We start from the raw sequence: 13,888 nt of genomic DNA, 5'->3' as shown, positions 1-13,888 counted from the left end.
GCGTGCACTGTGTGCGCCCCGGCAACAGACATCATGGCGCGCGCCGCGTCCACCTAACCCCGCATCTTCTCGCCCGCCGGATCGAATGGCGGCGCGACGTTGATGCGGGCAGGGCGGCGGTGACCGAGGATCTCGATCTCGAACAGGCCTTCCTGCTCGTCCTCGGCGAGAGCGGCCGGTACATAACCCTGCGCCATCGATTTTTGCACATAATGCGCATAACCGCCTGAGGTGACCCAGCCGACGACACGCCAGTCGCCGTCGACGATGCCACGCACCGCCGATGCGCCGGTCGCCGCCGTCGAGCCGCGCGCATCCTTGCCCGCTTCGTCGAAGCGCGGCGCGCCATAGCCGTGCGGCTTCTCGACAGTGCCGTAGTCGGTCGAAACCTTGGCCCAGATCGGCTCGTCGCCCATCACGTCGGCGCCGTCGGCGTCGACCATGAACGAAACGCGGCGCAGCTTCGGCCCGGCTTCGAGTTCCTTGGCGGCTGCGTCGCGGCCGACAAAATCGTTCTTCTCTAGCCTGATGAAGCGGTCCATCGAGCCTTCGAAGACGCCGTAGATTGGCCTGAGCTCGCGAAACCAGGTGGGAAAGTTCTTCTCCAGCCGCATCGACAGAAGCGCACGCATGCCGAAATCGACGATGCCGAATTCCTCGCCGGCCTCCTTGATTGCCGCGTAGACGTTGCGCTGATAGGCCGGCACCATCCAGATCTCGTAGCCGAGGTCGCCGGTGTAGGTAATGCGGTTGACCATGCAGGGCGCGCCGCCGACCGCCATCTCGCGGAAATCCATGAAGCGGAAGGCCTTGGTCGACACGTCCTCGTCGACCAGTTTCGCCAGCAGCGCCTGGGCCTTCGGGCCGGCGATCGACAGGCCGACAAGCGTCTGGTCGAAACGGTGGATGCGCACCGAACCATCCTTCGGCAACTGCTTTTCGAACCAGCGCATGTGGTATTTCTGGGCCGCAGACGAACCCCAGATCATGAATTTCTCGTCGCCTGTCTTGGCGATGGTGAAGTCGCCGATCAGCTTGCCGAATTCGTTGAGCATCGGGGTAAGCACCAGCCGGCCCTTCTTCGGCATGCGGTTGGTCATCAGCCGGTTGAGAAAATCTTCCGCACCCAGGCCTGACACCTCATATTTGGCGAAGTTGGCGATCTCGGTGACGCCGACGCTTTCACGCGTCGCCCGCACCTCGTTGCCGATGTGCTCGAAATCGTTGGAGCGGTGGAAGGACACGATGTCCTTCGCTTCGGTACCTTTCGGGGCAAACCATAGCGGCGTTTCCAGGCCCCATGAGTCGCCCATGACGGCGTTCTGCGCCACCATTGTGTCGTAAAGCGGTGTGGTCTGCGCCGGCCTTGCCGCCGGCAGCTCCTCGTTGGGGAAGCGGATGGAGAAGCGCCGCGAATAGTTTTCGCGCACCTTGGCGTTGGTGTAGCGCAGCGAGGCCCACTCGCCCCAGCGGGCGACGTCCATGCCCCAGACGTCGAAGCCCGGATCGCCATTGACCATCCAGTTGGACAGGGCGAGCCCGACGCCGCCGCCTTGGCTGAAGCCGGCCATGACCGCGCAGGCGCACCAGAAATTGGTCAGGCCCTGTACCGGCCCGACCAGCGGGTTGCCGTCGGGCGCGAAGGTGAATGGGCCGTTGATGATCTGCTTGATGCCGGCCTTTTCGATGCCGGGGAAATGACGGAAGCCGACTTCCAGCGATGGCGCGATGCGGTCGAGGTCGGGCGCAAGCAGTTCGTGGCCGAAATCCCACGGCGTGTTCACTGGCGACCACGGCTTGGCGGCCTTTTCGTAGGTGCCGAGCAGGACGCCGTTGCGCTCCTGGCGGGTGTAGATCTCGCCCTTGAAGTCGATGACGCCGATCATCTCGCGGCCGGTTTCCCTGTTGAAGGCCTCGACTTCCGGCATCGGCTCGGTGAGCAGGTACATGTGCTCCATGGCGAGCAAAGGTAGCTCGACGCCGACCATGCGACCGACCTCGCGCGCCCACAGGCCGCCGCAGTTGACGACATGTTCTGCCTTGACGGTGCCCTGTTCGGTGACCACGTTCCAGGTGCCGTCTGGGTCCTGGGTCAGCTCGACCACGCGGTTGCGCAGGACGATTTCAGCTCCGAGCTTCCGTGCGGCCTTGGCATAGGCATGCGTCGTGCCGGACGGATCAAGGTGGCCCTCGACCGGGTCCCACATGGCGCCGACGAAGTTCTTCTCGTCCATCAACGGGAACATCGCCTTGGCCTCCGAGGGCGTGATCAACTCGGTTTCCATGCCGAGATAGCGCCCCTTGGCGTGGCTGAGACGCAGGAAATCCATGCGCTCCGGCGTATCGGCCATCATCACGCCGCCGGTAAGATGCAGCCCGCAGGACTGGCCGGAAAGCTCCTCGATCTCCTTGTAGAGCTGCACGGTGTAGGCCTGCAGTTTGGCAACGTTGGGGTCACCGTTCAGCGTGTGGAAGCCGCCGGCCGCGTGCCAGGACGATCCGGAGGTCAGTTCGGAACGTTCGATCAGCATGACGTCGGTCCAGCCGGCGCGCGCCAGGTGGAACAGCACCGAACAGCCGACGACACCGCCGCCGATGACAACCGCTTTAACGTGGGATTTCATATGGTTGGGTTCCGTTTGTACGCAATTTGAATTAGGAAAATTTGGCTCAGGCTGCGGCAACTGCCTCGATCTCCAGCAGCCAGCTTTCATCGAATATGCCGGCAATGACGACCGTCAACGCGATCTGCCGTCCGGCCAGGATTTCGTTGCGGATCTCGCGATTCTCAAGGGCGTACTTCCGGTCGGACAGGAAGGTCGTGACCTTGACCAGATTGTCGAGCCCCATCCCCGAGGCGTGAAGCTGAGCCTCGACATTCCGCCAGGCCAGGCGACACTGGCTGACAAAGTCCTGAGGCACCGCACCATCCCGGGCCTCGGGAATCTGGCCGCTGATGTAAAGCATGCGCGAATTGTTGGTCAGCTCGATCGCCTGCGCATATCCGCCGGCCGAACTGGGTGCTTCCAAAGAATTAATTTCGCGTCGCTGCATGCGCTTTGAGCCTAACCCTCAAAAATCCGTCGGCGCGCCGCCTTCGGCGATGCGCTTGTCGACGAAGGCATTGAGTTCCTCGCGGATGGCCGGGTCGATGTAGGGTTCCTCGTAGGTCGCCAGACGCTCTTTCCAGATGCGGTTGGCCTTGTCGATCGCGGTCGGCGAACCGGCTTCGGCCCAGGTCTCGAAGTTGCGCCAGTCGGAGATGACCGGCGCATAGAAGGCGTTCTTGTAACGGTCCTGCGTGTGCTGGGTGCCGAAGAAGTGGCCGCCCGGACCGACGTCCCGGATGGCGTCGATGGCGAGTGCGTCTTCGGAAAGATCGAGCGGGGTCAGGAATTCCGCCACCATCTGCAGCATGTCGATGTCGAGGATGGTCTTCTCGTAGGAGCAGCGCAGGCCGCCTTCGAGCCAGCCGGCGGCATGCATCATCAGATTGCCGCCGCCCTGCACGGCACCCCACAGCGAGAACACGCTTTCATAGGCCGCCTGGGCGTCGACCGTGTTGGCGGCGCACGTGTTCGAGGTGCGGTAGGGGATGTTGTAGCGGCGGGCAAGCTGGCCGCCGACCAGCTGCGCCTTCATGTATTCCGGCGTGCCGAAAGCGGGCGCACCGGACTTCATGTCGACATTCGAGGTGAAGCCGCCATAGCCGACGGGAGCGCCCTTCTTCACCATCTGGGCGAAGGAGATTCCGGCAAGCGCCTCGGCATTCTGCTGCACCAGCGCCCCGGCGATGGTTACCGGCGCCATCGCCCCCGACAGCGTGAAGGGCGTGACGATGACCACCTGGCCCATGGACGACATCTGGATGATGCCTTCCATCATCGGCACGTCGAGCTTCAGCGGCGAATTGGTGTTGATGATGGTGAAGACGGACGGCTCCTCCAGCAACTGTTCGTGCGAAATACCGCGCGCGATGCGAGTGATCTCGATGCCGTCGACATTGCGCTCCTTGCCGAGCGAATAGATGTGGAACACCTTGTCAGTCAAAAGGCTGAGATCGCGGATGCATTCGAGATGGCGGATTGACGGATGAATGTCGATCGGCTCGACCGGGTAGCCGCCGGTGCAGTTGAGGATGTTGTGCATCTGCGCGAGCTTGAGGAAATTGCGGTAGTCCTCGCGGTTTCCCGGTCTGCGGCCGCTATCGAGATCCGAGCAGTTCGGCGCGGACGCCATCATCGAAATGATCAGATTGTCGCCGCCGAACCGCACATTGTGCGCCGGATTACGGGCGTGGATGGTGAATTCTGAGGGGCAATGCGCGATCAGCTCGAGGATCATGTCGCTGTCGAAACGCACGCGCTCGACGCCGTCACGGACATCGGCGCCGTGCTCCTTCATGATCTGCCGGGCGCCTTCATGCAGAACGTCGACGCCGATCTCCCTCAGCACGCGCAGTGAAGCGAGGTGAATCGATTCCAGTTCGTCTTCCGAAACCAGCCTGGTCGGCTGCAGCGGGTTTTTCAGCTGCCGGAACGCCGGCTGCTCGAAGGCAGCCGACCCGCCGGCGCGCTTGCCGGCGCGGCCGCCGCGGCGATTGCGATCGGTGGCCAGAACCGGCTCGGCTGGATGCAGTGCAGCGGTCATGATTAGCCTCATGGTCATGCGGAATTTCACCGGCATAATGGACCGTCGGCGATTCCATCATTGCGGAAGCGACGACCACTAGCGCGAGGGAAGCGACATGCCGGAAGGGAAGCCAGTTGAGCGTCTATGACGTCGCCGTCGTCGGTCTCGGCGCGATGGGCAGCGCCGCGCTTTTCCATCTGGCGCGGCGCGGCAAGCGCGTCATCGGCATCGAGCAGTTCACCCCTGGCCACGATCGAGGCTCTTCGCACGGCGAGAGCAGGGCGATCCGGCTCGGCTACTCCGAACATCCGTCCTACGTGCCGCTGGTGCGCAGCGCCTTCGAAAACTGGCGCGAGTTGGAACGGCTGACTGGCGAGACGGTGCTGACCACCACCGGTATCCTGGAAGCCGGTGCGCCTGAGAGCCGCATGCTGCAAGGATCGCTCGATGCCTGCATCCTGCACGGTCTCGACTATGAGTTGCTGGACGCTGCCGAAATCATGCGCCGTTTCCCGGCGTTCCGCATGCCCGCCGGCCATTCGGCGATCTGGCAACCCGAGGGCGGCTTCCTGAAGCCGGAACTCGCCAACGCACTGCATCTGAAGCTGGCGCGGGAGGCGAGCGCCGAGATTCTGGCCGGAAGCCGTGTCGAGGCGATTGAATCGTCGCCCGACGCCGTCAAGCTGGCATTGCCAGGCCGCGCGATTGAAGCCGCATCGGTGGTGGTATCGGTGGGAGCGTGGATCACCGATCTGGTACCGGAACTCAAACCGCAGCTTTTCATCAAGCGGCAGGTGTTGTGCTGGTACGAACCGAAACAGCCCGAACTGTTTGGGCTCGGCAAATTGCCGGTGTTCGCGATCGATGACGGCGAAGACATCGTCTACGGTTTTCCGGATTTCGCCGGCACCGGCTTCAAATGTGCGTCGCATTACGGCAGCGGCGTCATCGCGCATGCGGATGCGGCACGGCAGGATGCTGGACCGGCCGATGAAGCCCGGACACGGGCGTTTCTGGAGCGCTACCTGCCGCAAGCGGCCGGGCCTCTCAAGGGCATGAAGACCTGCATGTACACGATGACGCCGGATGAGGATTTCGTCATCGATCTCGCACCATCCGATCCGCGTATCGTCGTTGCCTCGCCCTGTTCGGGCCATGGCTTCAAGTTCGCCAGCGTCGTCGGCGAGGTCCTGGCCGATCTGGCAACCGGCGGAACGACGTCGCATGACATCGGCAGGTTCCGCATCGGCCGCTTCTCTGACGCTGGCGGCATCGATTGAGCCTGCTGCCGCTATGAAACAGCAACCCGCAGATGGCATGGATTGCCGCATCGCCAATGAGCGCGGCATCCGGCAGGGCAAAAAGGAATGATCGAGCAGGGAGTGTCGGGCAGCGCAGCGAAGACGCCATGGGCGGCCCTTGCCGGCGTCATCGCCACCGTTTCCGTGTTCGCGATCGCCCAGGGTCTCAGCTATCCGCTGCTAAGCTTCATCCTGCAGCGCCAGGGCATGTCACCCAGCCTGATCGGCCTGTCGGCGGCGATGACGCCTCTGGGCTTCATCCTTTCGGCCCCGCTCATTCCGTGGCTGTCGCGGCGCTTCGGGGCAGGGCGAACGGCGCTGGCCTGCGCTGGTCTTGCAGCGCTGCTGCTCGCGCTCATCGGCTGGCAGCAAAACGTCTGGCTGTGGTTCCCTTTGCGGTTCCTGCTCGGCCTTTCGGTCAACCCGCTCTACGTGATCAGCGAAACCTGGATGATTGCGCTGACCCCGCCGGCAAAGCGGGGCCGCATCATGGGCCTCTATACCTCGATCATTTCCGCAGGCTTTGCGACAGGACCGCTTGCGCTGACCATCGTCGGAACGCAGGGCTGGCCGCCCTTCATGGTCGGTATCGTGGCTTTCATGTTCTGTGCGCTCTGCCTGCTATGGGTGCTGCCACGGCTGCCGGATTTCAATGATGGACACGAGCAGGCGTCGGTCATGCGTTTCGTGCCGCAGGCGCGGCTTCTGCTGTTTGCCGTGTTCGCGGCGGCGGCGTTCGAGCAGGTGACGCTGGCGCTCATGTCGGTCTACGGCAAGGGTTTCGGTGGTTCCGAGGCAAAGATATCGACCCTGCTCGCGGTATTCGTTGCGGGGAACATCGCACTGCAGATTCCCCTCGGCATGCTCGCCGAACGGCAAGGTGCGCGGCGGGCGCTGATTTTCTGCGCGCTGACCACTGCGCTCGGCTGCCTGCTCCTGCCGTGGTCCTTCAACACGGCGCTTGTCTGGCCGATCGCTTTCGTCTGGGGCGCGGTGTCGTTCGGCATCTACACGATGACGCTGATCGAACTCGGTGAACGCTTTTCCGGTTCGATGCTGATCGCCGGCAACGCCGCGTTCGCCATGTTCTGGGGTATTGGCGGCATCGTCGGGCCGCCGGTGACCGGAGCGGTGATGGATGTGGTCGGCGTACAGGGCTTTCCGCTGACGTTGGGATTGTTGTGTGTCACCCTCGCGGGGTTCCAGTTTTCCCGCCGCCGGGATGCCGAAGCCAGGCGATGATTGGCTTCACGCACGCCATGGGACTGGTCTTCCTGTACAGGTCGCTTGGCGCTTGAACTGACGGACCGGCCAAGCCTAAGATGATGGCCATGACATGCTGCATGGTATTCCCGGCAATGCTGGTGCTCGGCGCGTCGACCCCGTCGGCGCGTACGCGCCATGCCGAGCTGTTGCGGCTTTGCGCCCGCATCGGATATTCGCCACCCGCCTTCCTTTGAGTCCGTCACCGGCTGTTGCCGGTTCGATTCAACTGGAAGGACCAAGTCCATGACTTATCAGAACTATTCGCTCAAGCAGTTGCAGGCGATCGACGCCGCGCATCATCTCCATCCATTCACCGACCACAAGGAATTGCGCGGCGCCGGATCGCGCATGATCACCCGCGCCGATGGGCCGTTTATCTACGACAGCGAGGGCAACGAGATACTCGACGGCATGGCCGGGCTGTGGTGCGTCAATATCGGCTATGGCCGCACCGAACTCGCCGAAGCGGCCTACGAGCAGATGAAGGAATTGCCTTACTACAACAACTTCTTCAAATGCTCGACGCCGACCCCGACGCTGCTGGCCCAGAAGATCGCCGGGCTCGCGCCGAAGAACATCAACCAGGTGTTCTTCGGTTCATCCGGTTCGGAGGCCAACGACACCGCCCTGCGGCTTGTCCGCCATTTCTGGGCGCTCGAAGGCAAGCCGCAGAAGAACCGCATCATCTCGCGGCAGATGGCCTATCACGGCTCGACCATCGCCGGCACGTCGCTCGGCGGCATGGAGGGCATGCATGGGCAACTCGGCGGAGCGGTGCCTAACATCGTCCACGTGATGATGCCTTATGCCTACGAATTGGCGCTGCCCGGCGAAAGCGATCACGACTTCGGTTTGCGCGCGGCCAAGGCGGTCGAGGATGCCATTCTCGAAGCCGGTGCGGATAACGTCGCCGCCTTCATCGGCGAACCGATCCAGGGCGCCGGCGGCGTCAAGATTCCGCCGGCCAGCTATTGGCCCGAAATCCAGCGCATCTGTCGCAAGCATGATGTGCTGCTGATGCTCGACGAGGTCATCACCGGCTATGGCCGCACCGGGGAATGGTTTGCCGCGCAGGCGATGGACATCGAGCCGGACACCATCACCACCGCCAAGGCGCTGACCTCGGGTTACCAGCCGCTGTCGGCATTGCTAGTCGGCGACCGGGTGGCTGCGACGGTGATCGAGAAGGGCGGCGAGTTCTTTCACGGCTATACCTATTCAGGCCATCCCGTGGCCTGCGCGGTCGCCTTGAAGAATCTCGAGATCATCGAACGCGAGGGCATGATCGAGCGGGTGAAGAACGATACCGGGCCTTATCTTGCCGAACAGCTTCAGGCGCGGATCGCCCCGCATGGCCTTGTCGGCGAGGTTCGTACCTTCGGTTTCCTCGCCGCCATCGAGATCGTCAAGGACAAGAAAACGCGTGAGCGTTTCCAGGAACCCGGCTCTGCCGCGGTGGTCATCCGCGACCACGCCATCGCCAACGGCATGATGATGCGGGCGACCGGCGATACGATGATCATGTCGCCACCGCTGATCTGGACGCGCGAGACCATCGACATGGCCTGCGACCGCATTGCCAGGGCGATTGACCTTGCCGAAGCCGATTTGCGCGGCAAATCCTGATAAGGAAAGCCGGGCAGGTCCAAAACTGGACCTGCCCGAAAAAGGAGTGGCCCTGGATGAGCGGAAAAGCGATCGTTCCCCTGATCGAATATGAAATGGCGGACGACGCGGTGCGCGCCGTCTATGACGACATCATGCAGACGCGCAAGGTCGACTGGATCAACAATTTCTGGAAGGTTCTGGCGCATGATCCGGCGTTGTTGAAACGCACCTGGGAAACGCTGCGCGACGTGATGGCGCCCGGCGCGCTCGATCCGCTCACCAAGGAAATGATCTACATCGCCGTATCGGCGACCAATGGATGCGAGTATTGCACCTATTCGCACACCGCTTCGGCGCGCTCGAAGGGCCTGACCGAGGCGCAATTGATGGAGTTGCTTGCTGTCGTCGGCATGGCCAATGAGACTAACCGGCTGGCAAACGGGTTGCGACCGCCGGTCGACGTCCAGTTCGAGCCGCGCGGCTGACAGGTCGTGTCATTCAAGATTAGATACAGGAACGATCGGATGATCCGGGCGTTGCGTTGAGCCCTGATCGGGGCGCGAGGGACATATTCATGACAAGCCGTAGCAACCGCAACGCGGCGCGCGAGACCGTGACGATCGCGGGAAACCTGATGCTGGCGCCGATGGTTGCCGCCATGCGGCTGCCGCTGATGGCGAGCGAGCACCGCGGCGTGACTATGCTCGGCCTCGAAACGCAGCGCGCCATCACGGAGAAGAACGCAGCCATCGCGGAAGGCATGTTTGCCGCCCAGATGTCGCTGATCCAGTCGGTCTGGCGCTTCTGGCCGGAGGTGCTGTCCGGCAAGACGCCGTCGGTCCTCAACGGCGTTGCAGCCGAGCGCTCGATGAATGCCGCGCTGAAGCCGGCGGGCCGAAAGGTGAAGGCCAATTTCAAGCGACTGGCCCGCACCCGGCAGGGTTGAGCGAAAATCCTACCTGAAGTTGTGAGGCCGGGCGGAACGTCCTAGGTTCCGACCGGTTGTTTGAACGTGAGGACAGCATGGCCGACCAGCCGCTCAACAATCCTGCTGAAATTCCTGCGGACCTCGACCGCTGGAACTGGGGCGCTTTCCTCCTCAATTGGATCTGGGGGATCGGCAACAGCGTCTTCATCGCGCTTTTGATGTTCGTGCCGCTGGTCAATATCGTCATGATCTTCGTGCTTGGCGCCCGCGGCAGCCGTTGGGCATGGCGCAACCGTGCGTGGCGTGACGCGGAGCATTTCCGCAGTGTTCAGCGCAAATGGGCAATCGCAGGCATCATCGTCTGGGCGGGAGCGCTTTTGCTGGCCGTCGGCCTGACGTTCGGCGTGATGTCGGCACTGAAAAACAGCCTGACTTACGCATTGACGATGCAGGAGGTGCGCAGCAGCGCGACAGCCAAGGCGGCTCTCGGGGACAACATCGAGGCGGGATTCTGGGTGAACGGCAACATCAGCATCGATATCGATGGTAGCGGCGACGCCCAACTCAGTATCCCTCTCAGCGGCAGCAAGGGCTCCGGACGGGTCGTTTCCCGAGGGGTTCGCACCAACGGCATCTGGGATTTGCGTCTGGTCTTGTTGCAAGTCGACGGGTCCGACACGCCGCTGGTCCTGAAGAACAAGGACAACCTGGCCATACCGAGTGGCTCGCTTGGAATTTGATCGCTATTTTGGCGCAAGCACCAACGCAAAAACCGCGCCCCAACCGGGAACGCGGCTTTGCCACTGTACGCTTGGCCCTTCGCGAACTGCACACGGCGAAGGTAACAGCTCCGGTACGCGAGACCTGATCCGGAGCGGTGGGCGGCTGCGATGACCGCCTCGTGATCTGTTTTAGACGGACATCGTTACTGCGTGGTTATCGAGAGCTTAAGCAAACCTAAATTTGCCTATTTTTTGGCAGGCGCGGCCGAAAGATGTGGACGAAGGCGGTTACGCAGCGTCACCACGCAGGAAATTGATGATGCCGGAAAAGTCGAAGCCGGCGCCGCCCTGCGCGTTGAACAGGGCATAAAGCTGGGTCGCCTCGGCGCCCAGAGGGGTCACAGCCCCCGCGCTTTGAGCGGCCTCCTGAGCAAGTTTGAGGTCTTTGAGCATCAGGGCAGCCGCAAAGCCGGGCTTGTAGTCGCGGTTGGCCGGCGAAGTCGGCACCGGGCCGGGTACCGGGCAGTAGGTGGTGAGCGACCAGCACTGGCCCGACGAGGTGGACGCCACGTCGAACAGCGCCTGGTGCGACAGGCCGAGTTTCTCCGCCAGAACGAAGGCTTCGCCGACACCGATCATCGAGATGCCGAGGATCATGTTGTTGCAGATCTTGGCTGCCTGTCCGGCGCCGGCATCGCCGCAATGGACGATGCGGCCCGCCATCGGCTTCAGGATCGGCTCAGCCCTGGCGAACGCATCCTTCTCACCGCCGGCCATGAAGGTGAGCGTGCCCGCGACGGCGCCACCGGTGCCGCCGGAAACCGGCGCGTCGATCGACAACAGTCCATGTTTCGCGGCAATTGCATGGGCTTTGCGCGCCGATTCGACGTCGATCGTCGACGAGTCGATAAAAAGCGTACCTTTTTCGGCTTTTGGCGCGATGTCCTCGTAGACCGAGAGCACGTGCTTGCCGGCGGGCAGCATGGTGATCACCACCTCGGCATCCTTGATCGCGGCCGGCGCATTGGCCATCACCACGACGCCGTTTTCCTTGGCGGTCGTCAGGTTTTCCGGGACCAGGTCGAAACCGTGGACCGTGTGCCCAGCCTTGACGAGATTGGCAGCCATCGGGTTGCCCATGTTGCCGAGGCCGATGAAGGCGATGGTGGTCATGGGCGGTGTCTCCCTTTCGTCATATCTTCTGCTCCAGATATCGGATGCATCCCAGGATGAGCCCGTAAGAATAGTGATCACCGAGCTTGGCGATGCTCCGGCATTGCGTTTTGATGTCCGAACTTGCTGCATCCCACCGTGCTAGCGCCTGGTGCTCGGCGTCTTTTTCGCCGCTCATGCATGTATCGAAAAGGCCGGGCGTCAGCGAGCTTGCCGGATTGCTGTCCATGATCATGCGGCAATATCCCGCTGAGTCCACCGCGGGGAAATCGCTGGTTTCGTTGCCGCCGGCCGCGCTCGCGATCATTGCAAGGGCTAGTGCAATTGACAGACGGAGGCGCGCCGTCATCTCACCTCCCGATCAGCGCGCGCGCGATGATGACGCGCATGATCTCGTTGGTGCCTTCGAGAATCTGGTGGACACGCAGGTCGCGAACCAGCTTTTCGATGCCGTAGTCGTGCAGATAGCCGTAGCCGCCGAAAATCTGCAGCGCGTCGTTGGCGATGCCGAAGCCGGTGTCGGTGACGAAGCGCTTGGCCATTGCCGACCACTTGCCGGCATCAGGCGCCTTGCGATCAAGCTTCGATGCGGCCGTATAGAGCAGCATGCGCGAGGCCTGCAGTTCGGTCTCCATGTCGGCCAGCTTGAACTGCAGCGCCTGGAACTGGTTGATCTTCTGGCCGAATGCCTTGCGCTCGCCGGCATAACCCAGCGCCTTGTCGAGCGCCGATTGCGCGCCGCCCAGCGAGCAGGCTGCGATGTTCAAGCGGCCGCCGTCCAGGCCGGCCATGGCGATGCGAAAACCGGCGCCTTCGCCGGTCAAAAGGTTTTCGGCCGGAACCTTGCAATCCTCGAAGATCACCGAGCGGGTGGACTGCATGTGCCAGCCCATCTTGTTCTCGACCGCGCCGAACGAAAGGCCGGGTGCATCCTTAGGGATGACGAGGGTGGAAATGCCCTTCGGCCCGTCTTCACCGGTCCGCACCATGGTGACATAGACATCGCTGTCGCCGGCACCTGAGATGAACTGCTTGGCGCCGTTGAGGACATAGTCGCTGCCGTTGCCACCGGAGCGCACGGCGCGGGTCTTCAGCGCCGCTGCGTCCGAACCCGATCCGGGTTCGGTCAGGCAATAGCTGGCCAAAAGCTCCATCGACGTGAGGTTCGGCAGGAAGCGCTGGCGCTGCTCCTCGCTGCCGAATGTGTCGATCATCCATGATGCCATGTTGTGGATGGAAATGAAGGAGGCAAAGGCCGGGCAGGCCTGCGACAGCGCTTCGAAGATCAGCACGGCGTCGAGCCGGCCAAGTCCCGAGCCGCCGACATCGTCCCTGATGTAGATGCCGCCGAGGCCGAGCGGGCCGGTCTCGCGGATGACATCATCGGGGAAATGGCGCTTCTTGTCCCATTCGAGCGCGTTGGGCGCGACGCGGTCTTCGGCGAAGGCTCGGGCCATCTCCTGGATGGCGCGCTGGTCTTCGTTCAGTTCGAACTGGCCGGAAGTCCCGTTGGCGACGGCGTCCATGGCGTCCTCCCTGACGTTTTTCCGCTAGGCGCGGAGGTCAATCTAGACCAATGATGCCGCCGCGCAACCCGATGCTGGACAGAGCGGTTGTGCATGAATGCATGGCCGGGAAACGACGTGACGACAATTTTCGACGAACTGCTGCGAGCCTTCCGTGACTATCTTGTGGGCAGAGATGCGGCACCGGTGCGGGATTTCATCGGCGACATGGCCTGGACGATGCCGGAGCGAACGCTCGAAGCCAACACGCTTTCCTGCTTGCGGCATCTGCCGCGCGCCGCCGAACTCGCTCCGCCTGCCGAACAGGAATTGGCGGGACTTTTGGCGGGCGGTGCGGAAATGCTGCATTGGGGGCAGACCTACACCGCGGCGGATTTCGGCCAGCATTTCATCGACAATTACGGCTGGGTCGAACTGTTCGGCACGCGCGGCCATTTTCGCAATGAAACTGTCGCCGCCGGCTTCCTCATTCTCGGTCCCGGTGTCGTTTACCCCGACCACCATCACGTTGCCGAGGAAATCTATATTCCGCTGACCGGCGGTGCCGAATGGCGCATGGGGGATGGCGATTTCCGGGTGAGACGCGGCGGCGAAATCATCCATCACGCCTCCAACGTCAATCACGCGATGCGCACCGGCGATGAACCGCTGCTGGCGCTTTATCTCTGGCGCGGCGGCGATCTGGCGCAAAAATCGACGATCGGCGCAGCCGGTACGCAAGGGGCTCTCTAA

Annotated in this window: 14 protein-coding genes; 8 read left to right on the top strand and 6 right to left on the bottom strand. The window is 62.7% G+C overall.

Annotation, left to right across the window (positions count from 1 at the left end; translation table 11 throughout):
• Positions 1-53: 53 nt before the first annotated feature.
• From OHD58_RS13320 to OHD58_RS13310, 3 genes are read right to left on the bottom strand one after another with little or no spacing between them, the layout of a single operon-like run.
• The gene (locus OHD58_RS13320) at positions 54-2,624 is read right to left on the bottom strand and encodes a GcvT family protein (RefSeq protein ID WP_263803847.1); all 2,571 of its coding nucleotides are present in this window, start codon (positions 2,622-2,624) and stop codon (positions 54-56) included.
• 46 nt (positions 2,625-2,670) lie between these two features.
• Positions 2,671-3,054, bottom strand: coding sequence for a RidA family protein (locus tag OHD58_RS13315; protein ID WP_263803846.1), 384 nt, complete (start codon positions 3,052-3,054; stop codon positions 2,671-2,673).
• Positions 3,055-3,072: 18 nt separating this feature from the next.
• Positions 3,073-4,650, bottom strand: a complete 1,578-nt coding sequence (locus OHD58_RS13310; protein WP_263803845.1) for a trimethylamine methyltransferase family protein — start codon at positions 4,648-4,650, stop codon at positions 3,073-3,075.
• 116 nt (positions 4,651-4,766) lie between these two features.
• Between OHD58_RS13310 and solA the strand changes: the two genes are divergently transcribed.
• The 7 genes from solA (at position 4,767) to OHD58_RS13275 (ending at position 10,475) form a co-directional block, all read left to right on the top strand.
• Positions 4,767-5,912 carry an N-methyl-L-tryptophan oxidase gene (gene solA / locus OHD58_RS13305; RefSeq protein ID WP_263803844.1) on the top strand — a complete coding sequence of 382 codons (1,146 nt, stop codon included), beginning with the start codon at positions 4,767-4,769 and terminating at the stop codon, positions 5,910-5,912.
• Between the two features lie 87 nt (positions 5,913-5,999).
• The gene (locus OHD58_RS13300) at positions 6,000-7,175 is read left to right on the top strand and encodes an MFS transporter (RefSeq protein WP_263803843.1); all 1,176 of its coding nucleotides are present in this window, start codon (positions 6,000-6,002) and stop codon (positions 7,173-7,175) included.
• Positions 7,176-7,276: 101 nt separating this feature from the next.
• A complete protein-coding gene (locus OHD58_RS13295) occupies positions 7,277-7,393 on the top strand; it encodes a capsid protein (protein ID WP_263803842.1) in 117 nt (38 codons plus the stop codon).
• A 49-nt stretch (positions 7,394-7,442) separates the two neighbouring features.
• Entirely contained in the window at positions 7,443-8,825 is a 1,383-nt protein-coding gene (locus OHD58_RS13290; RefSeq protein ID WP_263803841.1) for an aspartate aminotransferase family protein, read from the top strand.
• 56 nt (positions 8,826-8,881) lie between these two features.
• On the top strand, positions 8,882-9,292 hold the full coding sequence (locus tag OHD58_RS13285; protein ID WP_263803840.1) for a carboxymuconolactone decarboxylase family protein: 411 nt from the start codon (positions 8,882-8,884) through the stop codon (positions 9,290-9,292).
• 89 nt (positions 9,293-9,381) lie between these two features.
• Positions 9,382-9,753 (top strand): hypothetical protein, encoded by a 372-nt coding sequence (locus OHD58_RS13280; RefSeq protein ID WP_263803839.1) that lies wholly within the window; start codon positions 9,382-9,384, stop codon positions 9,751-9,753.
• A gap of 77 nt (positions 9,754-9,830) precedes the next feature.
• A complete protein-coding gene (locus OHD58_RS13275) occupies positions 9,831-10,475 on the top strand; it encodes a cytochrome c oxidase assembly factor 1 family protein (RefSeq protein WP_263803838.1) in 645 nt (214 codons plus the stop codon).
• A 270-nt stretch (positions 10,476-10,745) separates the two neighbouring features.
• Here OHD58_RS13275 and mmsB read toward each other — a convergent pair whose 3' ends face one another.
• Genes mmsB through OHD58_RS13260 form a run of 3 tightly spaced genes read right to left on the bottom strand, consistent with a single transcriptional unit; the run spans position 10,746 to position 13,156 of the window.
• Complete coding sequence (gene mmsB, locus OHD58_RS13270; RefSeq protein ID WP_263803837.1) at positions 10,746-11,630, bottom strand: 3-hydroxyisobutyrate dehydrogenase; 885 nt, start codon at positions 11,628-11,630, stop codon at positions 10,746-10,748.
• 19 nt (positions 11,631-11,649) lie between these two features.
• Positions 11,650-11,979 carry a hypothetical protein gene (locus OHD58_RS13265; RefSeq protein WP_263803836.1) on the bottom strand — a complete coding sequence of 110 codons (330 nt, stop codon included), beginning with the start codon at positions 11,977-11,979 and terminating at the stop codon, positions 11,650-11,652.
• A 1-nt stretch (position 11,980) separates the two neighbouring features.
• The gene (locus OHD58_RS13260) at positions 11,981-13,156 is read right to left on the bottom strand and encodes an isobutyryl-CoA dehydrogenase (protein WP_263803835.1); all 1,176 of its coding nucleotides are present in this window, start codon (positions 13,154-13,156) and stop codon (positions 11,981-11,983) included.
• 117 nt (positions 13,157-13,273) lie between these two features.
• Between OHD58_RS13260 and OHD58_RS13255 the strand changes: the two genes are divergently transcribed.
• Entirely contained in the window at positions 13,274-13,888 is a 615-nt protein-coding gene (locus OHD58_RS13255; RefSeq protein WP_263803834.1) for a dimethylsulfonioproprionate lyase family protein, read from the top strand.

The organism is Mesorhizobium sp. ZC-5 (assembly GCF_025753855.1).
GTDB lineage: Bacteria > Pseudomonadota > Alphaproteobacteria > Rhizobiales > Rhizobiaceae > Neomesorhizobium.
This window is presented reverse-complemented; position numbering and strand designations above follow the sequence as displayed.

Bases quoted from the DNA above. Each gene is read 5' to 3' on its own strand.
- OHD58_RS13320 (WP_263803847.1), bottom strand. From the start codon at position 2,624: ATGAAATCCCACGTTAAAGCGGTTGTCATCGGCGGCGGTGTCGTCGGC.
- OHD58_RS13315 (WP_263803846.1), bottom strand. From the start codon at position 3,054: ATGCAGCGACGCGAAATTAATTCTTTGGAAGCACCCAGTTCGGCCGGC.
- OHD58_RS13310 (WP_263803845.1), bottom strand. From the start codon at position 4,650: ATGACCGCTGCACTGCATCCAGCCGAGCCGGTTCTGGCCACCGATCGC.
- OHD58_RS13300 (WP_263803843.1), top strand. From the start codon at position 6,000: ATGATCGAGCAGGGAGTGTCGGGCAGCGCAGCGAAGACGCCATGGGCG.
- OHD58_RS13295 (WP_263803842.1), top strand. From the start codon at position 7,277: ATGGTATTCCCGGCAATGCTGGTGCTCGGCGCGTCGACCCCGTCGGCG.
- OHD58_RS13290 (WP_263803841.1), top strand. From the start codon at position 7,443: ATGACTTATCAGAACTATTCGCTCAAGCAGTTGCAGGCGATCGACGCC.
- OHD58_RS13285 (WP_263803840.1), top strand. From the start codon at position 8,882: ATGAGCGGAAAAGCGATCGTTCCCCTGATCGAATATGAAATGGCGGAC.
- OHD58_RS13280 (WP_263803839.1), top strand. From the start codon at position 9,382: ATGACAAGCCGTAGCAACCGCAACGCGGCGCGCGAGACCGTGACGATC.
- OHD58_RS13275 (WP_263803838.1), top strand. From the start codon at position 9,831: ATGGCCGACCAGCCGCTCAACAATCCTGCTGAAATTCCTGCGGACCTC.
- mmsB (WP_263803837.1), bottom strand. From the start codon at position 11,630: ATGACCACCATCGCCTTCATCGGCCTCGGCAACATGGGCAACCCGATG.
- OHD58_RS13265 (WP_263803836.1), bottom strand. From the start codon at position 11,979: ATGACGGCGCGCCTCCGTCTGTCAATTGCACTAGCCCTTGCAATGATC.
- OHD58_RS13260 (WP_263803835.1), bottom strand. From the start codon at position 13,156: ATGGACGCCGTCGCCAACGGGACTTCCGGCCAGTTCGAACTGAACGAA.